The sequence below is a fragment of the Bradyrhizobium sp. Unk1 genome, assembly GCF_059512345.1.
Map to the genome: position 1 here is coordinate 55,312 of NZ_JCAMOP010000016.1, position 22,851 is coordinate 78,162.

Here is a 22,851-nt window from a genome sequence, read left to right on the forward strand (position 1 = left end):
AAGACCGCGGAACTGCTGATGCCGAGCTTTCACAACGGCGCCGTTGAAATTGCCTATCTCGACGAAGGCGAGGGCGATCCGATCATCCTGGTGCACGGCTTTGCCTCGAGCAAGAACGTGAACTGGGTCTATCCGACCTGGGTCTCGGAACTGCGCAAGAACGGCCGCCGTGTCATCGCGCTCGACAATCGCGGTCATGGCGAAAGCGCAAAGCTCTACGAGCCCACGCAGTACTCGATCCCGACCATGGCCGGCGACGTGCTCGCGCTGATGGATCATCTCGCGATTCCGCAGGCCGACATGATGGGCTATTCGATGGGCGGGCGGATGACGGCCTGGCTCTCCCTCAACGAGTCGCAGCGCCTGCGCTCGGCGATCCTCGGCGGCATCGGCATCGGCGGCCTGATCGAGGGCACCGGACCCGGCGAGAACGTCGCGAAGGCGCTGGAGGCGCCCTCGCTCGACGACGTCACCGATCCGGTCGGCCGCACGTTTCGCGCCTTCGCCGATCAGACCCGTTCCGACCGTCGTGCGCTCGCCGCCTGCCTGCGCGGCACCCGCGACCTCATGACGAAGGAAGAGGCCGCGCGCATCGACGTGCCCGTGCTGATCGCGGTCGGCAGCACCGACGACGTCGCAGGATCCGCCAGCGCGCTCGGCGCCATCATCCCGGGATCGGAAGTGCTCGATATCCCCAACCGCGACCACATGCGCGCGGTCGGCGACAAGGTCTACAAGACCGGCGTGCTCGACTTCCTGTCACGCCGCGGCTGAGGTCTCGTCGTCAGGCTGGTCGTCACCGAAACGACGCGCCAGCGCCATCAGCACCACGAAGGTCGCGACCCACACCATCCGTGCGCCGTAGCGGTCGTGCGGGCCCGAGATCACACCGCAGATGAAGGCGTTGCCGAGCAGCGCCAGCGTCACGGTTGCCGCCAGCAGCGTCAGATCGTCGAGCCGGCGGTTCGCGAGCGCATGCGCGAGCAGCCCGACCAGCGCCAGCATCGAGGCCAGCGCGACGGGAACGTGCAGCCAGTTGACGTGGTCGAAATCGAGGCCGTGATTCTGTTGCCGCGCCGCGCGCATCGGCGCGACCTGGGCCGGGATGTAGCGCTCGATGATGCCGTAGGTGTGTCCGATCCAGACACTGGTGCCTTCGCCGGTGGCCACATGCAGCAATTGCTGGCCCATCGCCCGCAACGCCGCGCCGGCCTGCCACGCCGGATAGTCGGCGAGCGATTGCACGACGATATAGCCCATCTCGTCGTTCATGCCTTCGAAGCGGCCGAGCGTGTTGAACATGCTCTTGCCCCACAGGAACTCGTCGGCGGTTGCCGGCAATTGGTCGCGATAGGGACAGAGCTTGTAGCGCTCGCGCGGGCAATGATCGTCGAGGAAGCGCGCGACGATACCGTCCTGCATCATGCGTCCGAAAGCGACGCCATAGCCGCCGGGCGTCCAGGCCCATTTGCCCGACAGCGCGTGGTTTGCCGACACCAGCATCAGGCCGCCGACGACGATGGTGAGGCTTGCCTGCGCCAATCCGGCGAGCGGCAGGCGGCTCCCCAGGAACGGCCGCACCATCCAGCCGGCGGCGCAGAGCCCGAACAGCACGCCGAGTGTGGCGCTGTGGGTAGCGGCGGCAAAGGCGGTGAAGACGAACAGCGAGATCTTTTCGAGGCCCGATGTCCGGCTCGCGCCGATGACCAGCAAGAACAGGGACAGGATCGAGAGCCCTGCAAAGATGTCCGTGAGCAGCATGCTCGCGAGCCAGGGCAGCGCGGTCGACAGGATCAGGCAGAGGCTGATCGCGACGAAGCGAGACGTCTGCATCAACCCGAGTACGCGCAGCGTCAGTTGCAACAGCCATAGCGTCGCCAGCGACTGGACCGCGAGATTGATCCAGAAGCCGAAATTCTCGCCGTAGTGCAGATAAAGGCCGAACACGGTGGAGCGGCTCGGGACCAGATAGCCTTCGTACCAGCGCGCCAGATAGCCGCCGGTATCCCATTGCAACAGCGGATAGCCGTTCCAGAACGCCGGCGCGATCAAGAGGAGGGGCAGTCCCACCGCCGCCAGCCGCAGCCAATACGAGCCCGCGGCGCCCGCGCGCAATTGATCGGTGGTGATGCTCAAATCTGCTCCGTCGTGTTCCCCGACCATGCCCGCAATAGCCGTCGAGGCGGAATTCACCAATAGTTTGACGCTGCCCGGCTTGAATTTGGCAAAACCCTGACCATTTTGAGCCGAACCTCGCCGCCTGGGGGCGTCAGAAGAAACTGTTGTGTTTCAAGGCGTTGGCGTGCTTTCGCGGAGCAACTCACTGTTCACTCTCAGGCAAGCCCGTCGGGACTTCGTCGGCTAGACTGTGTTATAGAGCCAGCAAAATGAGCCAATTCGAAAGAGCAGATCCTATGGCAGTGCATCAGGTCAGTCCGGGAGGAAAGCTCGCAACGCTCGATCCGATCTGGGATCGGATCCGCGGCGAGGCGGAGGACATCGTCCATCGCGAGCCGGAGCTTGCGACCTTCATCTACTCGACGGTGCTGCATCACAGTCGCCTGGAAGATTCGGTGATCCATCGTCTCGCCGACCGGCTCGATCATTCCGCGCTGTCGGGTGATCTCGTGCGCCAGACCTATGACGAGGCGCTACGCGAGGCTCCCGATCTCGGCAACGCCTTCCGCGCCGATCTCGTCGCCGTCTACGACCGCGATCCCGCGACGTCCCGCTTCATCGACCCCTTGCTCTACTTCAAGGGCTTTCACGCCATTCAGACCCATCGCCTCGCGCACTGGCTCTGGCTGAAGGGCCGCAAGGACTTTGCGTATTATCTCCAGAGCCGCGCGTCTGCAGTATTCCAGACCGACATCAATCCCGCCGCGCGCATCGGCCGCGGCATCTTCCTCGACCACGCCACCGGCTTCGTCTGCGGTGAGACCGCGGTGATCGAGGATGACGTCTCGATCCTGCACGGCGTCACGCTCGGCGGCACCGGCAAGGAGAACGAGGACCGCCATCCGAAGATCCGTCACGGCGTCCTGATCGGCGCCGGCGCAAAGATCCTCGGCAACATCGAGATCGGTCATTGCGCGCGCATCGCCGCCGGCTCGGTCGTGGTCAAGCCGGTGCCGCACAACGTCACGGTTGCCGGCGTGCCCGCCAAGATCGTTGGCGAGGCCGGCTGCGCCGAGCCGTCGCGCACCATGGATCAGATGATCAACGCGATGGGACTTTGAGCTCGAGAAAAGGGCCGGATTCTCCGGCCCAGCTCGTCCCCAAGTTCTTTGGCAATTCATGCTGGCGGTTCGTCGCGTCTCGTCCTAAAACCCCGCCAACCCAGATTTCGATTGGAGACTTGCCGTGGACGTCAAGGAAGTAAGGAAGCTCGACGCGTACCTGAAGCGCGTATTCGGCAATCCCAAGATCCGCGTCGTGCCGCGGCCGAAGAAGGATGATTCCGCCGAGGTCTATATCGGCGAGGAGTTCATCGGCGTGCTCTTCGTCGATGACGAGGATGATGATCGCTCGTTCCAGTTCCAGATGGCGATCCTCGAGGACGATCTCGTCGATCAGGAATAGTCTCGCGCCCGTATCTATTTCTTTGGCAGAATGCGCAGCCGCGCCGTGGCATCAGCGACAACGATGCTGTCCGCATCGACAAGCTCGGCTTGCACGACCATATCGCGATCCGTCCGTTCGATGACCCGCGCCCTTGCCGTGATCGGTCCAACTGCTGCGGGCTTCAGGAAGCGCGTGTCCAAGCTTCTTGTGACCACGGTCAGGTCGGGAGAAAGCGCGGCCAACGCGCAAATCCCGGTGGCGGAGTCCAGCATCGCCGCCAGGAAGCCGCCCTGGACCGTACCATGCCTGTTGGTGAACGCGGGCTGAGCCTGGAAGCGGATCAGGGCCTGCCCGCCCTCGTCAAAGCCGAGCCATTCGCGCCCAACAATTGGGCGCCGGGAGGCAGATGGGTTGCCGCATCATTCAAGTCGATCGCCCATGCTGACATCATACCCCTGTTTTGCCCGACGGGTCAAGTTGGCTTCGTAAAATACGAAGTGATGACAGGCGCTTGGCTACTGTGCATGGGGTTGTTTTCGACATTTTTTGCCGGGAGGCTCCAGCCCCTTGCTGCGAGCCGATCCCGCAGCGGGGAAGAAATCCGCGCTCAGCCCTTTGGCCCGCGCAGCTGCGCTGACAGCCGGTCCAGTGCTTCCGCGACATCGCGCCATTGCGACAGCCAGCTCCGCGGAAAGCGGAAGGTGAGATCGGCGCCGCCGACACGGCGTTCGGAGAGGCACATGCCGGGCGTGGCGGCATCGCGCGTGCAGCGTGCGGTCAGCGCCGGGCTTGCGGCGGAATAGAAGTCTTCGCTGCCATAGGGCGTGTCGGCGCGGAACATCCGCATCGTCAGCCCGTCCGCCGCATTGGTCGCGGCCTGGTCGAGATAGCGCGGATAGATCGTGGCTGTTCGCTGCTCCGGGGCCAGCGCATCGTGATGCGCCGATATCGACAGGAAGACACGGTCGATCGGTTGCATCGCCTCTTCCACGGTGTCGGCGGTGACATGTTTCGGCGCGCCCGGCGGCTCAAGCGAAGGGTAGAGGAAGTCGAGATCAATGCGCTCCTGCGGCCCGGAGTGCCGCTGGATCTTCATTCGGATCGCGGTCGTGGGAACGTTGAACAGCGTGCCGCCGACACTCACCGGCAGCCGGTCCGGAGCATTCGCGCCGCCCGAGCCCCAGGTCGGCCACAGCAAATAGGCGACGAGTGCCACCGCGCCCAGCGCCGCAGTGCCGCCGAGCACGATCGGGACGACATGCGCCCGAGGGTGCGTCCTGGAGGACCGAAGGGGAGCTGCCGAAAACATCGTCATGAGCTTGCGCAAGTCGAACCGGGAAGTCGGCCGGTGGCCGACGAATCAGCGGCGAATATGCCATGCGGCGGCGAATTCGCGCAGCGTTCCCGGCCGCCGGGACGGGGGAGGGCCCTGCGCGGATCGGCCACCGACGTTAACCTTCCCTTAAGGATAATGTAGCGTTAACCGGCACTCTTTGTCACAGGAAGGCTCCGGCGTTGCGTAAGGGCGGACCGTTCCGATGACACCTGAAGCCTTCAATTCTCTGTTCTCGATCTGCATCGGTTTCGCGCTCGCGGGCGCGCTCGTGAACGGATACCAGGCGTTTGCGCAACGGCCGGCAGGCTTCGGCCTGTTGCAGGACGGCGTGGCGCCGAAGACGTTTGCCGCGGTTCCGTTCCTGGTGTTCGCGGCGCCCTTCATCATCATGCGCAACACGTTGCGCGGCATGCGGGTGGAAAGCCGCCGCGTCGAATTCGTGATGATGGCGACCGTCATCGCCGGCTTCTGGAGCATGATGAGCGGCACCTTCTTCCTGATGACGCTGCGCGCCGCCGGCGTTCTGGTCTGACAGGGCTGCGTGGCGCGGCGGCCCTTTGCCTCCGCGTCGCCGTTTCGCTATGGCTGGGGTCGACGCGACAGGAGAACCCCATGGCGATCTACGAGCTCGACGGACAGGCACCCGATCTTCCCGCCGACGGGAATTACTTCATCGCCGAGACCGCAACCGTGATCGGCCGCGTGCGCCTGAAGCCGGGCGCGAGCGTCTGGTTCGGCGCCGTGCTGCGCGGCGACAATGAATGGATCGAGATCGGCGAGGGCGCCAATGTGCAGGATGGCTCGACCTGCCACACCGACCTCGGCTTTCCCCTGGTCATCGGCAACAACTGCACCGTCGGCCACAACGTCATCCTGCACGGCTGCACGATCGAGGAGGGCGCGCTGATCGGGATGGGCTCGATCGTGATGAACGGCGCAAAGATCGGCCGCAACAGCATCGTCGGTGCGGGCTCGGTCATCACCGAGGGCAAGGAATTTCCCGAACGCGCCCTGATCATCGGCTCGCCCGCGCGCGTGATCCGCACGCTCGACGACGCCCAGGTGCAGAAGATGGGGAGTGCCGCGAGGTTCTACGTGGCCAACGGCCCGCGCTTCCAGAAAGGCCTGAAGCGGATCGGCTAGCTGCCTTCGGACTCGCGGGCTTCCATGGCGCCCGCAATCTTCTCGTGGCCAGCCGACCACAGCGCATGCTCATCGCTGCCGTCCGAGTAGGGATTGGCTTCGGCCGGGATGTTTTCGCGCGCGGCGCGTTCGCCCTCTGCAAAAGGATCGCGATCGGTCATCGTGATTTGGCCTTTCTGGCTCTGGAACGCGCAGCCCGCTTGGCAGGGTCCTTGTTTGCGCTGATCGCGCCTCCATCCTCGCTTTCAAGCTGATGTGACGCGATTTGTTCCGGAACGCGTCCTGGGCGGGACCGTTGACAGCCAAAGGAGCATTCCCCGATGGCCACGTCGCCTGCAAACACTTCAATCAAGACCTTGATCGTGATCCTCAGTCTCGCCGCGATGCCGGCGGTGTCGTTCGCGCAAACGACCGGCGGCGCGACCGGGTCCAGCGGATCGGCGGGAGGTGTCGCCAACTCCCCGGCGTCGCCGCCCGGCACCAACAGCCTCGGTACGGCGCAATCATCCGGCGCCTCCCGCGGGGGCACCACCGGCGCGGCCACAGGCGGGTCTACAGATGCCGCCGTCAATGCCGAGAACAAGCTGCTCGACAAGAAGATGAAGGGCATCTGCCGCGGCTGCTGATGCTCGCGCGGAAGTGAGACAGTGAGGCTGTCAGGAAGGCGCGGGTGACGTTAGCTTGGTCCCGCTTTGAGCGTGGAACGTCTCCACGCGGAGGATCGAGTGATGTTACGGAAGATGATGATGGCGGCGCTGGCCGTCGCGGCAGTCGGCTTGTCGGCGCCGCAGGCAGCCGAGGCGCGGGGCGGTTTCGATCATGGGGGCGGCGGCTGGGGCCACGGCGGCGGCGGCTGGGGCCATGGTGGCGGCTGGGGCCATGGCGGTCACTGGCATGGCGGCGGCTTCTGGCCCGGAGTGGCGATCGGGGCAGGTCTCGCCGGCGCCGGCTACTATGGCGGCTATTACGGCTACGGCTATGGTTACGGCGATCCCTATTACTATGGTACCGGCTACGACGACGGCGGCTACGGCGGCTGTTACGTGGTGCGGAAGCGCGTCATGACGCCGGCAGGCTGGCGTGTCCGCAGCGTGGATGTCTGCGAATAGCGTTCTGACAGCTGCAAAAATCTTGAGCCCCGCTCCGATTCCATCGGAACGGGGCTCAAGCTAACCCATCAAAGAACAAGGCCGTTGACGCAGTATACCGTCAACGACCTTGCCAGCCCCGGACATTGAAATCGGCTCACGCCATCCGGTAACCGGGAGCATGGCGCGGAATCATACGGGGGAATGTGATCCAGTTCACATGTGGAAAAATTTAAGTCGCAGACCCTGACCCGGCTAGCCGCGCGAGCGCTTGCGGGCACTGGCGTGGACACGGCGCGACGGTTTCCTGCGGGTAACCGAGGGCGTCTCCGCCTCCGCGGCCCGGGCGCTGGCAAAGGACTGCCGAAGGCCGTCGATGGACTCGTTCAGCGTCGTGACCTGCTCGGACAGGCGCTTGGTGTCGGCCTGCTGGAATGCGAGCAGCTTCTTCACCGTCTGGAGCTGGTCCTGAACGACCTGGAGCTGGTCGATCGATTCCTGCTGGGTCGCCTCGAGACCCTTGGTCTTCTCGACAAGTTGCTCGGATGCCTGGGCCGTGCGGGCCTGGAGCTGCCGCGACGCCACCACCCGGTCGGTCTCAGGAAATGCCCCAGTATAGGCGCGCCAGATCGCGATCGAGGTCACGCCGGCGAAGAGGAGCAGGAGGGCAGCGGCGGTCAGCGCAATCGGCTGGGCGCCAAGGCGAAGGAGGGGGTTGGACGGCCTGTCCTGGGCGAGATCGATCATCGCTGACAAAACCCAAATTGAAACTTGGTGAGTGGCGAAGTGCGGCAACCAGAGGTCGCCGGGACGTCCCGAAAGTGTTACCATTCAGCAACAAATGGGACCAAAAAGAGGCCGTGGGCCGAAAAACGTAATTGTCCCAAGCCCGAAGGCTTCCTTGTTTCGGGATAAGCGCATCCGAAGCAGAGGTAGGGGTATCGGGTCGCGAGGTGACGGGCCGCACTAGCGCCGAGCCAGCAGGGCGCCGAGCATGAAAGCCACGAGGAGCGACGGAAGCGGGGCCTCGCGCGCCACATCGCGCAGGAAGGCGAGCGCTTGGCCCGACGGCTGACCTTCTTCGAGTTTCTGTCGCATGTTGCGTGCGGTCTCGCGCACGTCTTCTGACACGTCCTTCACTTTTGCCAAGGCGTCTTCGCTGTCCATCTGATCGTCCTTTTGCACGTCGCAGCACGCTAAGCTTGCCGCGGGTCAGTCGTTCCTACGGCGTCTCTCAATTTGCGACGCGTCAGCAGCAGCGCGTCGCGGCCTCGGGTAACTCGATGCGACGCCAACTCTGCAGCATTAGGAACAAGCGCAATGCGGGCTCGTTCGGAAGTCATCTTCCTTCAAGCCCGAGGCATCCATGTATCACCACGTCAAGAAGCTGATGTTCACCGTTCGCGTCGACGAGCCGGATCCCCGGTTCGGCAATATGCTGCTCGAGCAATTCGGTGGCGCGAACGGCGAACTCGCAGCCGCCCTGCAATATTCGATTCAGGGTCTCAACTGCGAAGATCCGGATCGCAAGGACCTTCTGATGGACATCGGCACCGAAGAGCTGAGTCATCTGGAAATCGTCGGCACCTTGGCGCGAATGCACCTCAAGCCTTCGAAATTCGACCGGCAGGCGGCCGAGGCCGACCCGCTGATCGCAATCGCGGGCGGCGGTGGCGTCAATCTGTTCAATTCCCAGGGCAACGCCTGGACCGCCGACTACCTGAAGATCACGGGCGAGCTGGATGTCGACCTGCGCAGCAACATCGCGGCGGAAGCGCGCGCCAAGATCGTCTACGAGCGGCTGATCAACTTCTGTGACGACGCCGGCACCAAGGACGCGCTGCAATTCCTGATGACGCGCGAGATCACCCATATGAAGGCCTTCTCGCTGGCGCTGGAGAGCATGGGCAAGCCGGCCTTCAGTATTGGCCGTGTCGCGCCGACGCCGGGTCTCGTGGATCAGTTCTTCAACGACTCCACGGGGGCCGGCGATCACGGCGAGATCGACACCCGCGGGCCCTGGAACGAGGGCGGCGACTGGGTCTTCACGGAATCGCCCGCCATTCAGGCCGGAGAACCCGGTCCGGCAACGGCCATCGTGACCGAAAGCTCGCCACCGGCTGACGAGGCAGGCCTCGGCGATCTGCTGCTCAACGAGCTCCGCGATATCCTGCACGCCGAGAAACAATTGACTAAGGCGCTTCCAAAAATGGCGGAAGCGGCGCGCTTCGATCAATTGCGCGAATTGTTCGAGCTGCATCTTGAAGAAACCGAGACCCAGATCGAGCGCATCAATGAATGCTTCGAGCTGCTCGGCAAATCCGCCCGGGCCAAGCCGTGCAAGGGGATGATGGGTCTGGTCGAGGAAGGCCAGGAAATCATGGCCGAAGGCGAGGACAAGGAAGACGCCGCCGCCGACCTCGCATTGATCGGCGCGGCGCAGAGGGTCGAACACTACGAGATTGCCGGCTACGGCACGGCGCGCAACCTCGCTCAACAGCTACGTCATAGCGCCATCGTCAGCCTGCTGTCGAAGTCGCTGGCGGAAGAGGAAAATGCGGATCAGTTGCTCAACCAGGTCGCTCGCTCCCTGATGTCGGTCGCCAAGATGCCAGCTGCGGTCGAGCAAACGGAATAGGATCGATGTTGTGATCGGCAGTCTTCGCTCGAGAAGACTGCCGATGACGGCCGCCTGCCCGAAGTGGTTGCGTGTTCAGCCTTCCGGCTGGAACGGCGAAAACGGTCCTGAATAGGTCTTCGGGCGCGGCGGCGCGTAGGGCCCGAGCCGCGAGGTCTTTAGTCCCACCCGCACCAGTGATTCTGCCAGCGTGACCGCCGCGGCGACGCCGTCGACCACGGGCAGGCCATGTGTGGCGGCGAGCTCGGCGGCGAGGTCAGCCATGCCGGCGCAGCCGAGCACGATGGCCTCCGCTCGATCGTCGCGGACCGCGGCGGTGATCTCCGCGGAGATCTTGCCGAGCGCATCAGTATTGCGCTCCTCGAGCGCGAGCACCGGGACCTCGGCGGCGCGGACGCGCGCGCAGCGCTCGGCGAGACCGTATTTCCGCAAATTATGCTCGATCGGCACGATCGAGACACCGAGCGTCGTCACCACGGCAAAGCGCGCCGCGATCAGGCTCGCCATATGGAAGCCGGCTTCCCCGATGCCGATCACCGGCGCTTTCGCGGCGGCACGCGCGGCGTCGAGGCCGGTGTCGTCGAAGCAGGCGATGATGTGCGCATCCGCGCCGTCGGCCTCCCGGATGCAGCCGAGCATGCCGGGCACGGCGAAGGCTTCGTCGTAAAAGCCCTCGATCGAGACCGGGCCCATCGCGGGCTGGCGCGCATCGATCAATGTGTCGGGCAGGGCGACGCTGCGCGCTGCAGCGGCGATCTTCGCCGTCATCGACGCGGTGGTGTTGGGATTGACGACGTGCAGTCGCATCAGATCAGACTAGTCCCTTGTCAGACAAGCACTCTATCAGACAAGCCCTTGGCCGGCATCCGAGCCCTTGGCCGCCTGCCGCTTGTTGAGCATGTGGATGGTGCCGAGTGCAAGGGCGATCACGGTGAACGACACCGCCGAGATCACGGTGCCGAGCGCGTAGATGTCGGGATTCGTCACGGTGGTGGTGAGGCCCTGGAGATCGAGCGGCAAGGTATTGACCGCCCCGATCGCCTGGCTGGAGCGGGCGAGCTCGTCCCAGGACAGCGTGAAGCCGAACAGGCCGATGCCGATGACGGAGGGCAGGATGATCGGCAGCACGACATGACGGAAGGCCTGCCACGGCGTCGCGCCGAGATCGCGCGCGGCTTCCTCGAGCCTGGGATCAAAGCGGTTGAAGATCGCGAACATGATCAAAAGGCCGAACGGCAGCGTCCAGGTCAGGTGCGCACCTAAGCCCGAGGTCAGCAGGCCCATCGAGGTCTCGAAATTCTCGTTCCAGTGCGCCTTGATCAAATCGTCGATGATGCGGAATTCAAGCGAGATGCCGAGCGAGGTGATGATCGAGGGCACGATCAGGCTCGCGATCGCCGAGTAAAACAGAATGCCCTGCGCTTTGAACTTGCGGCGGAAGGCCATGCCGGCGGCGACCGACAGCACGACGGTGACGATCATCACGATGACGCCAAGCAGCAGCGAGCGGCGGAAGGCCGCGCCGAGATCGACGATGCCGGTGCCCTGGAACAGTTTTGCGATCCAGAAGGTCGACACGCCGTTCATCGGGAAGGTGAGGCCGCCCTGCGGCCCCTGGAACGAGAGGACGTAGATCGCGATCATCGGGCCGTAGAGAAACAGCACATAGGCCGCGAAGAAGATCGCGAGCACGTAGAACGAGCGCGGGCGTCCCTCCTTCATGCTCTAGAGCTCCTTCTTGATGTCGACGATGCGCGACATCATGGTGATGATCAGAAAGGTGATGATGAGCAGGATCACGGCGTTCGCTGCCGCAGCCGGGAATTGCAGCGCGTTGACCCGCGTCTCGATGATCTTCCCGGCAGCCGCGATCTGCTGGCCGCCCATCACGCCGATGGTGATGAAATCGCCCATCACGATGGTGATGACGAAGATCGAGCCGATCACGATGCCTGGCTTGGCGAGCGGAATGATGACGTTGACCAGCGTCTGGAAACCGGTGGCGCCGGCGTCATAGGCCGCCTCGATCAGCGACTTGTCGATGCGGATCATCGAATTGAAGATCGGCACCACCATGAAGAAGGTGAAGAGGTGGACCAGCGCCAGCACCACGGAGAATTCGGAGAACAGCAGCCATTCCAGCGGATGGTTGATCAATCCGCTCTTGACCAGTCCGGAGTTCACCAGGCCGTTGCGTCCGAGCAGCGGGATCCAGGCGATCATGCGGATCACGTTGGAGGTCCAGAACGGGATCGTGCAGAGCAGCGACAATCCCATCTGCCAGGTCTTGGACTTGACGTGGAAGGCGAGGAAGTAGGCGACCCAGAAGCCGATGAAGAGCGTGATGACCCAGACCAGGAAGCACAGCTTCAGCGTCTTCAGATAGGTCTTGGCGATGGTGCAGAGATCGGGGAGCTGCGCGATGCAGCCCTCGAACGTATCGGTATAGCCGCGGCCGGAGAACGCCGGCAGCAGCTGGTATTCGTTGTAGTCCCAGAACGAGACGATGACGACGAAGACCAGAGGGATCAGGAAGAAGGCGAGAAACACCAGCATCATCGGCCCGGCCTGGAGCCAGGAGATGAAGGAGGGCGACAGGCGCGTCACTTTCGCGGCGCGCGCCGTGCCCGACCCCGGGATCAAGCCCGGGGACGCCTGCTGCAGGATGTCCTCTGACGTGTCCATCACGTTAGGCCGCGATGAACTCGTTCCACTTGCGGACCATGTAGTCGTTCTCGTCCATCACGGCGTTCCAGCAGGCGACGCCGCCCATGCGGTCCTCGTAGGAGCCGCCGTCGCGCACGGAGCCTGCCTTCTCAAGCAGCGAGCCGTCGGGCGCCTTGATGTCCTTCTCGGCCGGCTTGCCTTCCATCCAGTACGCCCACTCGTACGGCTCCATGTGCGCCTTCGCGGTGGAGAGCACGGCGGAGTAGTAGCCCTGGCGGTTGAGATAGGCACCGGCATAGCCGGACAGGAACCAGTTCACGAACTCATAGGCCCATTCGAGCTTCGCACCCGACACGCCCTTGGAGACGCAGAAGCCCGAGGCCCAGGAGCGATAGCCTTCCTTGAGCGGCTGGAAGGTGCAGGCGATGCCCATCGAGCGCACTTTCGTCACCGCCGGCGACCACATCGACTGGATCACCGTTTCGCCCGAGGCCATCAGGTTGACGCTTTCGTTGAAATCTTTCCAGAAGGCGCGGAACTGGCCCGCCTTCTTGGCTTCGGTCATCACTTTCATGGTGAGATCGATCTCTTCCTTGGTCATGTTGCCCTTGTCGGCATATTTGTACTTGCCGGTGGCTTCCACGACCATCGCGGCATCCATGATGCCGATCGAGGGGATGTTGAGGATCGAGGCCTTGCCCTTGAATTCGGGGTTGAGCAGCTCGGACCATGAGCTGATCGGCCGCTTGATCAGGTCGGGACGGATGCCGAGCGTGTCGGCGTTGTAGACGGTCGGGATCAGCGTGACGAACTCGGTCGCCGACGTCGCGAACTTCTTGGAGTCCTTGCCTTCGAGATAGAGCACCTTCCAGGGCGCCGTGCCCTGGCCGCCGATCTTCTTGCCGCCGGGCGTCTCGCCCTTGGTGAAGACCGGCGTGATGTTGTCGAATTCCTTGATCTTCCTGGCATCGAGGGCAAGGATGTTGCCCGACGGCACGATCTTCTTCAGCGAGAAATATTCGGTGTCCAGCACGTCGAAGGAGTTCGGCTGGGTCATCACGCGCTTGGTGACGTCGTCGGTGGTCGCGGTGATGTATTCGATCTTGATGCCGGTGTCCTTGAGGCACTGCTTGGAGATGTCGTCGCCTTCGTTCACGGCGGTGCCGAGATAGCGCAGCACCTTGGTCTCGGCCGACTTCACATAGGGAAAGCCGGTGATGGCGCCGGAGCCGGCGGCGAGGCCCGCGAGACCCGCGGTGCCCTTGAGCAGCGTGCGGCGGCTGACGCCCTTCGTCCTGGTGGTCTCGGTCATATCAGTCACTCCTCTGTTGCGCATTCCAGTGGTCAATCGGCGCTATTGCAGGCGTTGCGCCTTGGCGGGATCCCAGGTGGCCAGCACGCGATCGCCCGGACGGAACGGGTGGACGTCGAAGGCGGCCTCGGGAAGGTGGGAGAACAGGGCGGTGCCGTCGTCGAGCGTGAGCGAGACGGCGATGTAGGAGCCCTGGTACTCGGTCTGGGTCAGCAGTGCCGGCGCGCCGAACGCGCCTTCAGCGAACGGCGCGATGCCGAGCTGATCGGCGCGCACGGCGATGAGGTTTCCGGCATCGCTGAGGACGTTGTGGCCGCCGATGAAGCGCGCCACGAATTCGGTGCGGGGGCGGTGGAAGATGTCGCGCGCGGTGCCCTGCTGCTCGATCCGCCCGTGGTTCATCACCACGATGTGGTCGGCGAGGGCCATCGCTTCTTCCTGGCCGTGGGTGACCTGGATGAAGCTGATGCCGAGCTCGCGCTGAAGGCGCTTCAACTCGCCGCGCATCCTGACCCGCAGGAACGGATCGAGCGCGGAGAGCGGCTCGTCGAGCAGCAGGATCTGCGGCTCGGTGATCAAAGCGCGAGCCAGCGCCACGCGCTGCTGCTGGCCGCCGGAGAGTTGGGCCGGGAGCCGGCCTGCATAGGGTGTCATCGCCACCAGCTCCAGCAATTCGCCGGCGCGCTTATGCCTGGTCGCGCGGTCGACGCCGCGCATTTTGAGGGCAAACGCCACGTTGTCGAGCACGGTCAGATGCGGAAACAGCGCGTAGGACTGGAACATCATCGCCGTGCCGCGCTTGGCCGGCTCGAGGTCGGTCACGTTCTGCGCACCGAGAATGATGTCGCCTTTGCTGACAGCCTCATGGCCCGCGATCATGCGCAAGGTCGAGGTCTTGCCGCAGCCGGAGGGGCCGAGCAGGCAGCAATAGGTCCCGGCCGGGATCTTCAAATTGACGGTGTCGACCGCCAGTGTCGTGTCGTAGCGCTTGGTGACGGCGACCAGTTCGAGAGCGGCGGGAGTGGCCATGGCGTGTCCAGGGGAGGGGCGATGCTCCCGTCTCTCCGCAAGGTCCGTGCCAACCGCCCTTGGCCGGCTGAATTCCAGAACTGTGCAGCAGAGTCAGATCGTTAGATCGAATCCGCCGCCTTCGGCTGTCCCAGCACCCATCTGCCTCGCTGCACACAAAACGGGCGCAGATTGTATAATCTTTCGCCTGTGATTGGATACAGCTCGTCGACTAACATTCAAGGCCGAACGTCGCCGATCGAGCCCTCACACCCAACCCTTCGAACTGATGGCCGCCAAGACTCGCACGAAATCCGACGCGCCAGATGCGAGCGATCGCGTCAGCCGTATCAGGGAGGGGGTGACCGCCGCGATCCTCGAGCATCGCCTGCTGCCCGGCACGAAGCTCGGCGAGGACGAGATCGGCGAGATCTACGGCGCGAGCCGCACGCTGGTCCGCACGGCGCTGCAGCAGCTTGCGCATGAAGGCATCGTCAACATCGAGAAGAACCGCGGCGCCTTCGTCGCGCGGCCGACGCCGGGTGACGCCCGTGAAGTGTTCGAGGCGCGCCGCCTGATCGAGCCGACCATCGTCGATCACGCGATCGATGCGGTGTCACCGGTCTGGATCGATCGCCTCCAGCAGCATCTCGCCGAGGAGCGCGAGGCGGAACTGCGCGGTGACGCGCGCGCCTCGGTCCGGCTCTCCGGCGAGTTTCATCGTCTCGTCGCCGAGATGAGCGGGCACAGCATCTATCTCGGCTTCCTGAAAGAGCTGATCGCGCGCTCCTCGCTCATCATCCTGCTCTACCGCCGCCACGACACGCCGGCCTGCGGCACCGATCATCACGCCGGCATCGTCGCCGCGATCCGCAAGCGCGACAAGCAGGCTGCGCGCGTGCAGATGCTGTCGCATCTGGACGAGATCGAGGCCGAGCTGTTCTTGAAGGATCCCGCCGCCGACGAGTTGCGGCTCGCCGACGTGCTGGGCGTGTGACCGCCTGCCGTCTGTCAAAACGGACGTTCCTGATTTCGCCTCATGATCTTGAGCACCAGCAGGACGGCTCCGAGGACCAGCAACAACACGCCGACGAAAGTCATGCCGCTGTATTCGAACGTCACGCCGACGGCCGTCAGCAGGCATCCCAAGATGATTGCGATGAGCCCGCCGAGCTTCTTCGCCAGCAGGATGCGTCCGTCACTCGTTTGCGCCACCATGTTACGCCTCGTCATTTGAATTCTACAGACGACCGCAAGCCCTCCTGCCCAGCGGCTCAAGTCGCATAGACCGCGCAGGATCGTACTCCCGAGCGAGAAAGTTGCAATCTACCGTTGCTGGCGGGTCGAAATCGATAGTGCGTTTTAATTTGAGTTCGACGCGAGTGCGACAGGTGCACTTACCCATTCGCCTATCCAACTTGATGGGACGCTTCTCTTCGCGTCCGTATGGCTGATTTGCAAAAACTCCCCGTGGTTGCAAATTGACTCGATGCGGTTTGCAGGCATCAATCCATGGCTGCATCGCGCGGCGTCGGCTGCCTGGCGTTCGCCCGGATCTGCGTGGAGATTGGACATGTGGGGTTTGACCACGCCGGCCGGACTCTTCAGAGCCACCGCGTTGCTTATCTCGATTGGGATAGGCCTCGACAGTCCGTCCTCCGCACAAGCCCAGCAAGACACCGCCGTCCTGTTCCGCAACGTCCGGATATTCGATGGAAAAAACGCCGCGCTCTCGGCCGCGTCCAACGTCCTGATTAGGAACAAGACGATCGAGAAGATTTCGACCACCGACATCGCGGCCACCGGCCAGGTGATCGACGGCGGTGGCCGCGTGCTGATGCCGGGGCTGATCGATGCGCATTGGCATGCGATGCTGGTGCGTCCGACGCCGGCCGCGGCCCTCGGCGATGTCGGCTACAACAATCTGCTCGCCGCCAGCGAGGCGACAGCGACGCTGATGCGCGGCTTCACCACCATACGCGACATGGGCGGGCCGAGTTTCGGCCTCAAGCGGGCCATCGACGAGGGTCTCGTCGCCGGTCCGCGCATCTATCCGTCCGGCGCCATCATCACCATCACCGGCGGTCATGGCGATTTCCGGCAGCTCACCGATCTGCCGCGAACCATCGGCGGCATGCTCAGCCGCATGGAGCTGATCGGCGGCAGCCTGGTCGCCGACAGCCCGGACGAGGTGCGCGTGCGCGCGCGCGAGCAGCTCATGCAGGGCGCCTCGCAGGTCAAGCTCACGGCGGGCGGCGGAGTCGCATCGCCGTTCAGTCCGCTCGACGTTTCGACCTTCACCGAGCCCGAATTGCGCGCAGCCGTCGAAGCCGCTGACAACTGGGGCACCTATGTCGCCACGCACGCCTATACGCCGGTCGCGATCCAGCGCTCGATCGCAGCCGGTGTCAGATGCATCGAGCACGGTCATCTCATGGACGAGGCGAGCGCCAAGCTGATCGCGGAGAAGGGGGTCTGGCTCAGCACCCAGCCGTTCCTGGATATGTCCATGGCTGCCGGGCTCGGGCCTTCGGAGCAGGACAAGATGCGGCAGGTGGTTGCCGGCACCGACCGCGTCTACGCGCTGGCGAAGAAGTACAAGATCAAGACCGCGTTCGGCACTGACGTCCTGTTCTCGAAGGCATTGGCGGACAAGCAGGGCTCGATGCTGGCCGCACTGACGCGCTGGTACACGCCGGCCGAAGCGCTGGCCATGGCGACGTCGACCAATGCCGAACTCCTGAGCTTGTCGGGCCTGCGCAATCCCTATCCCGGCAAGCTCGGCGTGGTCGAGGAGGGCGCGCTCGCCGATCTCCTGCTGGTCGACGGCAATCCGCTCGACGACATCAAGCTCGTCGAAGATCCCGCGAAGAATTTTGTGGTGATCATGAAGGACGGCAGGATCTACAAGAACGGGCTCGCGCACTGACGCGCGCATGGCAGGTGGAGCCCGCGAAATTCGATCGCTTCTAGTCTCGCTGGTCAGGAACCGGCTTTCCTGGTCGGGAGCCGTTTGCGATCGCCGGGGGCGCAGGAGGCCGCGCGGGGCTTGTCACAATCTCCGGCCTGTCACCATCGGAGGCGTGACTTCTGAGCGTCTCCAAAACCAGAAAGAATTTTTCTGCTAGCATGAGTCAAGCTCGCTGACGCGTTCATCTTGATTTCGAGAACGACGAGATTCGCTATCAATTCGATCACTTACTGTACGCGGCGGCAATTTAATTCGTCACGCCAGACGAATTATGACAGTCCTGCCCGATCTTTAGCCTCGAGCATGGCGCATGTGGACGATGATGCGTTGCGACGTAACGTTGCTATTCCTTGCGGGCCTGACGAGCTATATGCTGCTCTCTGTCATCAAACTGTCATGTCACCGGAAATGTTGAAATCAGACACTACGTCGGCTCGCAAAACCATGAGCGCGCCGGATGGGAATCCTGTCTCCAAGGACAGGGACAAGAGAACGCAAGTCGTCGCCGGCTTCCTCAGGCAACGTGACGCAGCCGAGCCCGGCGCGGAACATGCGATCGTCAAGGGCGCTGTGATTGATCAGACGCCATCGCAAGACACGACGCCTGCACCGGAGCCAGCCCAGTCCGGCACTGCTGCGCGTCCCGCCGGTGAGATCGAACTCAAGCTTCTCGTCGATGCCGATCGCATGGCGCATTTCAACGCCGCGCCGGTCATCACGGCCCACGCGCGCAACAAGGGCACGCGCAAGCATCTCAAGTCGGTCTATTACGACACGGCCGAGCGCCTGCTTCGGCGCAATGGCCTGAGCCTCCGCGTTCGCCAGGGCGGCGGGCGCTTCGTGCAGACCGTGAAGACGGACGCCGCGGACGATCCGTTGCGCCGTGGCGAGTGGGAGGCGAGCGTGTCGTCGCTTGCGCCCGATCTCGCGCTGGCGATGCCCTTCATTCCGGAGAAGCTTCGTAGCCACCTCGTGACGCAGCCGCTCGAAGCCGTCTTCACCGCCGACATCCGTCGTCATGCGAGGATGATCGACTTGCCGTCCGGCACGGTCGAAATCGCCTTCGATCAAGGCGAGCTGACGGCTGGCGATCGCACGATGCCGGTGAGCGAGATCGAGCTTGAGCTGAAGAGCGGCAGCGCCAGCACGATCTACGAGGTTGCGCTGCGGCTCGCGGAGCAGGGCGCGGCGAAGCCGTCCATCCGTACCAAGTCGGCGCGCGGCTTTGATCTTGCCGCCGACAAGCCCCCCCCGGCACGTCGCCCGCGAAAACTTCGCCTCGATGCGTCGGTCACGCTCGACGAGGCCTTCGCGACGATCCTGCGCTCCTGCTTCCTCCATCTGCTTCAGTCGCTGCCGGCCGCCGAGGACGGGCGCAACCCGGAAGGCGTGCATCAACTCCGCGTCTCGCTGCGCCGGCTGCGATCGGCGCTCGACCTGATGCGATCGGTCGGTGCGCTCAGCAATCTCGACGCGCTGCGATCGGAGGTCAAATGGCTGGCGCAAGACCTGTCCGCCGCCCGTGATTGGGACGTGTTCCAGCTCGAGACCTTGCCGACGATCGCACATGCCTGTCCGTTGGTCGCCGGCTTCGATGCGTTGGGCCGGGCTGCGGCCGAGCGCCAGTCGGACGCCTACCGCAAGGCGCATGACGCGCTCGACGATCGCCGCTGCGCCGTGTTTCTGATCGGCCTCGGAAACTGGATCGAGACGCGGGGCTGGCGCAACGACGTTGCCGCCGAAGATCTCGGTCAGCTCGCCGAACCCGCCGTCGACTTCGCGCGGCGCATCTTGTCGGAGCAATACGCCAAGGTGCTCAAGCGCGGCCGCCGCTTCAAGTCGCTTCCCGCCGAAGAGCTGCACCGGGTGCGGCTCGCGACCAAGCGGCTGCGCTATCTCAGCGAGTTCCTGCTGCCGCTGTACGAGGATCGCAAGTCGGCGAGAAAATTCTCGCGCACGCTCGCCGGTTTGCAGGAGGAGCTTGGCGCTTTCAACGATATGGCGGTCACGGCATCGCTGCTCGATGGGCTCGGTACTGAACCCGACAGCGCCGTCGCGGCCGCGGCGATCGCCGGCTGGCAGGCACGTGCATCGATCGGCGTGCAGCCCGCTTTGCAACGCACGTGGCGCGATTTCACCGCGGCGCGCGTGCCCTGGTCGTCGCAGGGCTGATTGCTCTCCCCAAAAAAAGTTGCGGCCAGCCATTGGGGGATGGCTGGCCGCGCGCGAACCGGTCTGGGACGGGGAGGGGTGGGGATGTGACCGGGCCGCGTAACTCGTTTTCCTGACTGCTAGTTCTTGATTGCTAGTTCTTGGCGCTGGCGGTGGAGACCGCCGGCTTGGTGTCGCCGAGCGAGACCCAGACATTGGGATCGCTCTGTGACTGGCGCTTGACGAAGCGGTAGCCGGTCTCCGTCCAGGCAACGACGTTCTCGTTCTGATTGTCGAGAACGAACTCGCCCTTGTCGGTCTTCACCGTCAGCACCGCGTGTCCTTCGCCCTTCTTGTCCCGCACGACGGTGATGAGCAGGGCCTCGCGCGGCCATCCGGCATCGATCAGCATCTTGCGCTTCAGCAGCACGTAGTCTTCACAGTCGCCGTAACCGTCGGTCGGCAGCGACCACTTCTCGATCACGCCCCAGTGCTCCTGGTCGGTCAAAGGCTTGACGGTCTCGTTGACCCAGCGATTGACCTTGACGAGGTCGCGCCATGCGGCCTGCGACATCACGATGTCGCGCGGTTGCGTCGGCGCGCCCTGGCACTGAGCGGCATTATCCGCGCAGAACTCGACCCAGCCGATCGGCGCACGCGTGGTGTCGCCGAGGCTCGCGTAGAGCAGACGGCCTTCGCCGGCCTGCGCTGCCGCGCTGATCCCGAAGAGCATGGCAGCCAGTGCCAGCCCTTTCCCCTGTCCCCTGAAGTCCAACATTGCGGCCCCCGTTTCTTGTTGGGACCACATTTGGCACGGAGCTTTTGAGTTGCCGCTAAGTCGGCCAAGTCAAGTCGAGACGAATGCAAGTAAAAGGCGCGATGAATTCGATCTATACTTGAATCGAATTCGACTAAAACTTGAAATTACTTCAATTGATTCAAATTTTATCTATTAACGCGGAAACGCTGACGGAACTGTTGTTTGCGCGCGCATGCAGCCCTCGCGTTAACCCGCGCGAGACGGCCGCCGGGCACGAAAAAGGCGGCGTCCGCATCGCGGAGGCCGCCTTCAGGGCTGGAAATACAGGCGTTTTAGCGTCGTCGCGCTTTACCGCGCGGTAACGCTCTCTTCGAGAGTCTCCAACGGCTGCTCGTGCATGAACTCCAGCGCGAAGCCGTCCTCGAGGTTTCGGACCACGCGGCCCTGGACCCGGCCGAGCAGCACGATCGATTTCAGCGGCGGGCGGTTCTCCGCGGCAATGGCGGCACCGGACAGCGAGAGGTCGATGATGCGGCAGGTCATCTTGGTGCCGTCCTCGAGCGTCAGCACCGCGATCGGGTTGCGCGGCACGATACGGTCGTGGCGGCGATCCTCCGGCAGATTGAGGATGTCGCGGTTGGCAAGCCAGGTGAGCTGTGCCGCCAGCTTGTCGCGCTTCCTGGGCGTCGCCCCGACCGTCATCGCGAAACCGTTGTCGATGATGCGGGTGATCTTGCCCTCGACCCGGCCGATATGGTCGAGATAGGCGACCACGCGGTCGCCGACATTGCCGATGCCGGGCGCCAGAAGCGCGAGCCCGCCCGGCGACATGTTGATGACCTGGCAGGGGAATTCACGGCGATCAGGCAGCATGTAGCGGCCGAGCAGGTGAACCTTCACCCGCTGGAAACGCCGACGTTCCTCGGCGGCCGGAAGAAATTTTTTGTTCGCCAACGCCATTTTCACAACCCGACCCCCCGCCTGGCGGAGTCCGGGACGACCCTAAGGTGCACAGGGTTAACGCCGCGTTAGGATTGGGCGCGTCGATTACGGACAGACACAATGCGCTCGAAAAGCCACATCATGGGCGGGCAGGCCAGCACCGTCAGCGCCCCGAGGTCGAAGGCGACCGCGGCGCTCCCGGCCGATTTGGCGAGCCGGCCCGCCGCGGCCGGACCGACCATCATCGCGGCATAAAACAGGGTGTAGAACACGCCCATGCCGATCGACCTTGTCTCCGGCGACAGCACGCGGGCCGCCAGGCTCATGATCGGGCCCGCCGGAACGCCGCCGATCAGGCCGATCAGGACGAGGATCGCGATCACCGCATCGGTCCGGGGCAGCCAGGCCAGCAGCAGGGCCACCATGAGGCCCGCCGCGATCGCGAGCGTGAGCGGCCGCTTGAAGCGGTCGGCGAGATAGCCGCCAGCTGGCACCGAGATCACCGACAGCCACATCACGAGGCTGATCGCGGAGCCTGCCGCCGCAATGCTCCAGCCACGCTCGGCGAGCAGGGAGGGGCCGAACGAGAAGATCATGGCGAAGCCGACATTAAAGAATCCCCAGATCAGGCCCGCGACGATCACAGCCAGCAGCGCGAGGGGATCGAGCCGGCCTGGGCCGGCCGCGCTGACTGTGGCTTCCGGCGGCGACTGATACAGCGTGATCAGCACAATACCGATTGCCGTGAGTGCGCCCGCCGTCAGGAACACCGCGCCCGCACCATAGGCCGTGCCGATCGCCGGCAGCACCAGCAGCGAGATCGCGACGCCGGCCGGCCAGGAGTTGACGAAGATCGCCATCGCGGTCGCGATCTCCTTCCCGGCGAACCAGTCGGTGCCCATCTTGGTGAGTTGCACCGTCAGCAGCACGCCGCCGGCGCCGGAGACGAGCCGGCCCGCCATCTGCCAGCCCCAGATGTCGGTGGTTGCCATGACCAGGCTGCCCGCGGTCATCAGCAGCAGCGCTGCGATCGTCGTCGGCTTGTCACCGAGGGTCCGGCCGATCGCGCCGCCCGGCAGCGCCAGCACGATGCCGGGGGTGAAATAGAGTCCGATCAGGATGCCGATATCGGCGAGCCCGACGCCAAAGGTCTGCTGCAGCAACGGGGCGACCGCGGCCACGCTCTGGAACTGGAACGCGATGGTGAGGCGCACGACGAACAGGATCGCAAGAATGCCCCAGCGATTGCGCAACGCCTCATCTCCTCAGGC

General features: G+C 64.1%; 27 protein-coding genes. 12 read left to right on the plus strand and 15 right to left on the minus strand.

The genetic code is table 11. The annotated features are described in order from the left end of the window. Positions 1–18 precede the first annotated feature (18 nt). Positions 19–774, plus strand: a complete 756-nt coding sequence (locus AC5ZFO_RS21560) for an alpha/beta fold hydrolase (protein WP_282521189.1) — start codon at positions 19–21, stop codon at positions 772–774. Here AC5ZFO_RS21560 and AC5ZFO_RS21565 read toward each other — a convergent pair. Beyond that, the gene (locus AC5ZFO_RS21565; protein WP_282521188.1) at positions 760–2,136 is read right to left on the minus strand and encodes a hypothetical protein; all 1,377 of its coding nucleotides are present in this window, start codon (positions 2,134–2,136) and stop codon (positions 760–762) included. The two genes, AC5ZFO_RS21560 and AC5ZFO_RS21565, sit on opposite strands and share 15 nt — an antisense overlap. A gap of 278 nt (positions 2,137–2,414) precedes the next feature. Between AC5ZFO_RS21565 and cysE the strand changes: the two genes are divergently transcribed. Continuing rightward, a complete protein-coding gene (gene cysE / locus AC5ZFO_RS21570; protein WP_282521187.1) occupies positions 2,415–3,239 on the plus strand; it encodes a serine O-acetyltransferase in 825 nt (274 codons plus the stop codon). A gap of 124 nt (positions 3,240–3,363) precedes the next feature. Beyond that, entirely contained in the window at positions 3,364–3,582 is a 219-nt protein-coding gene (locus tag AC5ZFO_RS21575) for a DUF3126 family protein (RefSeq protein ID WP_007602550.1), read from the plus strand. A gap of 14 nt (positions 3,583–3,596) precedes the next feature. Here AC5ZFO_RS21575 and AC5ZFO_RS21580 read toward each other — a convergent pair whose 3' ends face one another. Beyond that, positions 3,597–3,953, minus strand: a complete 357-nt coding sequence (locus AC5ZFO_RS21580) for a PaaI family thioesterase (protein WP_496122548.1) — start codon at positions 3,951–3,953, stop codon at positions 3,597–3,599. A gap of 218 nt (positions 3,954–4,171) precedes the next feature. Further along, the gene (locus tag AC5ZFO_RS21585) at positions 4,172–4,879 is read right to left on the minus strand and encodes a hypothetical protein (protein ID WP_212453635.1); all 708 of its coding nucleotides are present in this window, start codon (positions 4,877–4,879) and stop codon (positions 4,172–4,174) included. A 223-nt stretch (positions 4,880–5,102) separates the two neighbouring features. On the opposite strand from AC5ZFO_RS21585, the gene AC5ZFO_RS21590 reads away from it, so the two are divergent. After that, positions 5,103–5,432, plus strand: coding sequence for a DUF6949 family protein (locus AC5ZFO_RS21590; protein WP_014494286.1), 330 nt, complete (start codon positions 5,103–5,105; stop codon positions 5,430–5,432). Positions 5,433–5,512: 80 nt separating this feature from the next. After that, complete coding sequence (locus AC5ZFO_RS21595; protein WP_282521186.1) at positions 5,513–6,043, plus strand: gamma carbonic anhydrase family protein; 531 nt, start codon at positions 5,513–5,515, stop codon at positions 6,041–6,043. Here AC5ZFO_RS21595 and AC5ZFO_RS21600 read toward each other — a convergent pair. Further along, positions 6,040–6,204 (minus strand): hypothetical protein, encoded by a 165-nt coding sequence (locus AC5ZFO_RS21600; RefSeq protein ID WP_014494288.1) that lies wholly within the window; start codon positions 6,202–6,204, stop codon positions 6,040–6,042. The genes AC5ZFO_RS21595 and AC5ZFO_RS21600 overlap by 4 nt on opposite strands. Before the next feature lie 159 nt (positions 6,205–6,363). Between AC5ZFO_RS21600 and AC5ZFO_RS21605 the strand changes: the two genes are divergently transcribed. Together AC5ZFO_RS21605 and AC5ZFO_RS21610 are read left to right on the plus strand one after the other, a co-directional pair. After that, positions 6,364–6,669, plus strand: a complete 306-nt coding sequence (locus tag AC5ZFO_RS21605; protein WP_282521185.1) for a hypothetical protein — start codon at positions 6,364–6,366, stop codon at positions 6,667–6,669. A gap of 102 nt (positions 6,670–6,771) precedes the next feature. Beyond that, complete coding sequence (locus AC5ZFO_RS21610) at positions 6,772–7,152, plus strand: hypothetical protein (RefSeq protein WP_282521184.1); 381 nt, start codon at positions 6,772–6,774, stop codon at positions 7,150–7,152. A gap of 234 nt (positions 7,153–7,386) precedes the next feature. Here the strand turns inward: AC5ZFO_RS21610 and AC5ZFO_RS21615 are convergent, their stop codons facing one another. Both AC5ZFO_RS21615 and AC5ZFO_RS21620 read right to left on the minus strand, forming a co-directional pair. Then, complete coding sequence (locus tag AC5ZFO_RS21615) at positions 7,387–7,878, minus strand: hypothetical protein (RefSeq protein WP_282521183.1); 492 nt, start codon at positions 7,876–7,878, stop codon at positions 7,387–7,389. A 219-nt stretch (positions 7,879–8,097) separates the two neighbouring features. Then, positions 8,098–8,298, minus strand: a complete 201-nt coding sequence (locus AC5ZFO_RS21620; RefSeq protein ID WP_282521182.1) for a hypothetical protein — start codon at positions 8,296–8,298, stop codon at positions 8,098–8,100. Between the two features lie 199 nt (positions 8,299–8,497). On the opposite strand from AC5ZFO_RS21620, the gene AC5ZFO_RS21625 reads away from it, so the two are divergent. After that, positions 8,498–9,769 carry a DUF892 family protein gene (locus AC5ZFO_RS21625; protein WP_496122515.1) on the plus strand — a complete coding sequence of 424 codons (1,272 nt, stop codon included), beginning with the start codon at positions 8,498–8,500 and terminating at the stop codon, positions 9,767–9,769. 75 nt (positions 9,770–9,844) lie between these two features. Here the strand turns inward: AC5ZFO_RS21625 and AC5ZFO_RS21630 are convergent, their stop codons facing one another. Genes AC5ZFO_RS21630 through AC5ZFO_RS21650 form a run of 5 tightly spaced genes read right to left on the minus strand, consistent with a single transcriptional unit; the run spans position 9,845 to position 14,777 of the window. Beyond that, the gene (locus AC5ZFO_RS21630; protein ID WP_496122516.1) at positions 9,845–10,576 is read right to left on the minus strand and encodes an aspartate/glutamate racemase family protein; all 732 of its coding nucleotides are present in this window, start codon (positions 10,574–10,576) and stop codon (positions 9,845–9,847) included. 36 nt (positions 10,577–10,612) lie between these two features. Continuing rightward, on the minus strand, positions 10,613–11,491 hold the full coding sequence (locus AC5ZFO_RS21635; RefSeq protein WP_282521179.1) for an ABC transporter permease: 879 nt from the start codon (positions 11,489–11,491) through the stop codon (positions 10,613–10,615). 3 nt (positions 11,492–11,494) lie between these two features. Further along, the gene (locus AC5ZFO_RS21640) at positions 11,495–12,454 is read right to left on the minus strand and encodes an ABC transporter permease (RefSeq protein WP_282521178.1); all 960 of its coding nucleotides are present in this window, start codon (positions 12,452–12,454) and stop codon (positions 11,495–11,497) included. Positions 12,455–12,458: 4 nt separating this feature from the next. Next, positions 12,459–13,748: an ABC transporter substrate-binding protein gene (locus AC5ZFO_RS21645; RefSeq protein WP_282521177.1), complete on the minus strand. Its 1,290-nt coding sequence runs from the start codon at positions 13,746–13,748 to the stop codon at positions 12,459–12,461. A 42-nt stretch (positions 13,749–13,790) separates the two neighbouring features. Next, complete coding sequence (locus tag AC5ZFO_RS21650; protein WP_282521176.1) at positions 13,791–14,777, minus strand: ABC transporter ATP-binding protein; 987 nt, start codon at positions 14,775–14,777, stop codon at positions 13,791–13,793. A gap of 268 nt (positions 14,778–15,045) precedes the next feature. Between AC5ZFO_RS21650 and AC5ZFO_RS21655 the strand changes: the two genes are divergently transcribed. Continuing rightward, positions 15,046–15,753 (plus strand): GntR family transcriptional regulator, encoded by a 708-nt coding sequence (locus AC5ZFO_RS21655; RefSeq protein WP_282521175.1) that lies wholly within the window; start codon positions 15,046–15,048, stop codon positions 15,751–15,753. Positions 15,754–15,767: 14 nt separating this feature from the next. Here the strand turns inward: AC5ZFO_RS21655 and AC5ZFO_RS21660 are convergent, their stop codons facing one another. After that, a complete protein-coding gene (locus AC5ZFO_RS21660; protein WP_063982481.1) occupies positions 15,768–15,974 on the minus strand; it encodes a hypothetical protein in 207 nt (68 codons plus the stop codon). Positions 15,975–16,329: 355 nt separating this feature from the next. On the opposite strand from AC5ZFO_RS21660, the gene AC5ZFO_RS21665 reads away from it, so the two are divergent. Together AC5ZFO_RS21665 and AC5ZFO_RS21670 are read left to right on the plus strand one after the other, a co-directional pair. Continuing rightward, positions 16,330–17,685, plus strand: coding sequence for a metal-dependent hydrolase family protein (locus tag AC5ZFO_RS21665; protein WP_282521174.1), 1,356 nt, complete (start codon positions 16,330–16,332; stop codon positions 17,683–17,685). Positions 17,686–18,135: 450 nt separating this feature from the next. Beyond that, complete coding sequence (locus tag AC5ZFO_RS21670) at positions 18,136–19,899, plus strand: CYTH and CHAD domain-containing protein (protein ID WP_496122517.1); 1,764 nt, start codon at positions 18,136–18,138, stop codon at positions 19,897–19,899. A gap of 133 nt (positions 19,900–20,032) precedes the next feature. Here AC5ZFO_RS21670 and AC5ZFO_RS21675 read toward each other — a convergent pair whose 3' ends face one another. Beyond that, positions 20,033–20,656: a transglutaminase-like cysteine peptidase gene (locus AC5ZFO_RS21675; protein ID WP_028154093.1), complete on the minus strand. Its 624-nt coding sequence runs from the start codon at positions 20,654–20,656 to the stop codon at positions 20,033–20,035. Positions 20,657–20,796: 140 nt separating this feature from the next. On the opposite strand from AC5ZFO_RS21675, the gene AC5ZFO_RS21680 reads away from it, so the two are divergent. After that, positions 20,797–21,000, plus strand: a complete 204-nt coding sequence (locus AC5ZFO_RS21680) for a hypothetical protein (protein WP_282521172.1) — start codon at positions 20,797–20,799, stop codon at positions 20,998–21,000. Here AC5ZFO_RS21680 and AC5ZFO_RS21685 read toward each other — a convergent pair. Continuing rightward, positions 20,987–21,598, minus strand: a complete 612-nt coding sequence (locus AC5ZFO_RS21685) for a PilZ domain-containing protein (protein WP_282521171.1) — start codon at positions 21,596–21,598, stop codon at positions 20,987–20,989. The genes AC5ZFO_RS21680 and AC5ZFO_RS21685 overlap by 14 nt on opposite strands. A gap of 68 nt (positions 21,599–21,666) precedes the next feature. After that, positions 21,667–22,833 carry an MFS transporter gene (locus AC5ZFO_RS21690; RefSeq protein WP_282521170.1) on the minus strand — a complete coding sequence of 389 codons (1,167 nt, stop codon included), beginning with the start codon at positions 22,831–22,833 and terminating at the stop codon, positions 21,667–21,669. Between the last annotated feature and the right edge of the window lie 18 nt (positions 22,834–22,851).

Coding starts and splice junctions, on each gene's coding strand:
- AC5ZFO_RS21665 (WP_282521174.1), top strand. CDS start 16,330: ATGTGGGGTTTGACCACGCCGGCCGGACTCTTCAGAGCCACCGCGTTG.
- AC5ZFO_RS21600 (WP_014494288.1), bottom strand. CDS start 6,204: ATGACCGATCGCGATCCTTTTGCAGAGGGCGAACGCGCCGCGCGCGAA.
- AC5ZFO_RS21595 (WP_282521186.1), top strand. CDS start 5,513: ATGGCGATCTACGAGCTCGACGGACAGGCACCCGATCTTCCCGCCGAC.
- AC5ZFO_RS21670 (WP_496122517.1), top strand. CDS start 18,136: ATGTTGAAATCAGACACTACGTCGGCTCGCAAAACCATGAGCGCGCCG.
- AC5ZFO_RS21625 (WP_496122515.1), top strand. CDS start 8,498: ATGTATCACCACGTCAAGAAGCTGATGTTCACCGTTCGCGTCGACGAG.
- AC5ZFO_RS21685 (WP_282521171.1), bottom strand. CDS start 21,598: ATGGCGTTGGCGAACAAAAAATTTCTTCCGGCCGCCGAGGAACGTCGG.
- AC5ZFO_RS21645 (WP_282521177.1), bottom strand. CDS start 13,748: ATGACCGAGACCACCAGGACGAAGGGCGTCAGCCGCCGCACGCTGCTC.
- AC5ZFO_RS21630 (WP_496122516.1), bottom strand. CDS start 10,576: ATGCGACTGCACGTCGTCAATCCCAACACCACCGCGTCGATGACGGCG.
- AC5ZFO_RS21620 (WP_282521182.1), bottom strand. CDS start 8,298: ATGGACAGCGAAGACGCCTTGGCAAAAGTGAAGGACGTGTCAGAAGAC.
- AC5ZFO_RS21655 (WP_282521175.1), top strand. CDS start 15,046: ATGGCCGCCAAGACTCGCACGAAATCCGACGCGCCAGATGCGAGCGAT.
- cysE (WP_282521187.1), top strand. CDS start 2,415: ATGGCAGTGCATCAGGTCAGTCCGGGAGGAAAGCTCGCAACGCTCGAT.
- AC5ZFO_RS21675 (WP_028154093.1), bottom strand. CDS start 20,656: ATGTTGGACTTCAGGGGACAGGGGAAAGGGCTGGCACTGGCTGCCATG.
- AC5ZFO_RS21635 (WP_282521179.1), bottom strand. CDS start 11,491: ATGAAGGAGGGACGCCCGCGCTCGTTCTACGTGCTCGCGATCTTCTTC.
- AC5ZFO_RS21605 (WP_282521185.1), top strand. CDS start 6,364: ATGGCCACGTCGCCTGCAAACACTTCAATCAAGACCTTGATCGTGATC.
- AC5ZFO_RS21650 (WP_282521176.1), bottom strand. CDS start 14,777: ATGGCCACTCCCGCCGCTCTCGAACTGGTCGCCGTCACCAAGCGCTAC.
- AC5ZFO_RS21590 (WP_014494286.1), top strand. CDS start 5,103: ATGACACCTGAAGCCTTCAATTCTCTGTTCTCGATCTGCATCGGTTTC.
- AC5ZFO_RS21610 (WP_282521184.1), top strand. CDS start 6,772: ATGTTACGGAAGATGATGATGGCGGCGCTGGCCGTCGCGGCAGTCGGC.
- AC5ZFO_RS21615 (WP_282521183.1), bottom strand. CDS start 7,878: ATGATCGATCTCGCCCAGGACAGGCCGTCCAACCCCCTCCTTCGCCTT.
- AC5ZFO_RS21640 (WP_282521178.1), bottom strand. CDS start 12,454: ATGGACACGTCAGAGGACATCCTGCAGCAGGCGTCCCCGGGCTTGATC.
- AC5ZFO_RS21660 (WP_063982481.1), bottom strand. CDS start 15,974: ATGGTGGCGCAAACGAGTGACGGACGCATCCTGCTGGCGAAGAAGCTC.
- AC5ZFO_RS21560 (WP_282521189.1), top strand. CDS start 19: ATGCCGAGCTTTCACAACGGCGCCGTTGAAATTGCCTATCTCGACGAA.
- AC5ZFO_RS21585 (WP_212453635.1), bottom strand. CDS start 4,879: ATGACGATGTTTTCGGCAGCTCCCCTTCGGTCCTCCAGGACGCACCCT.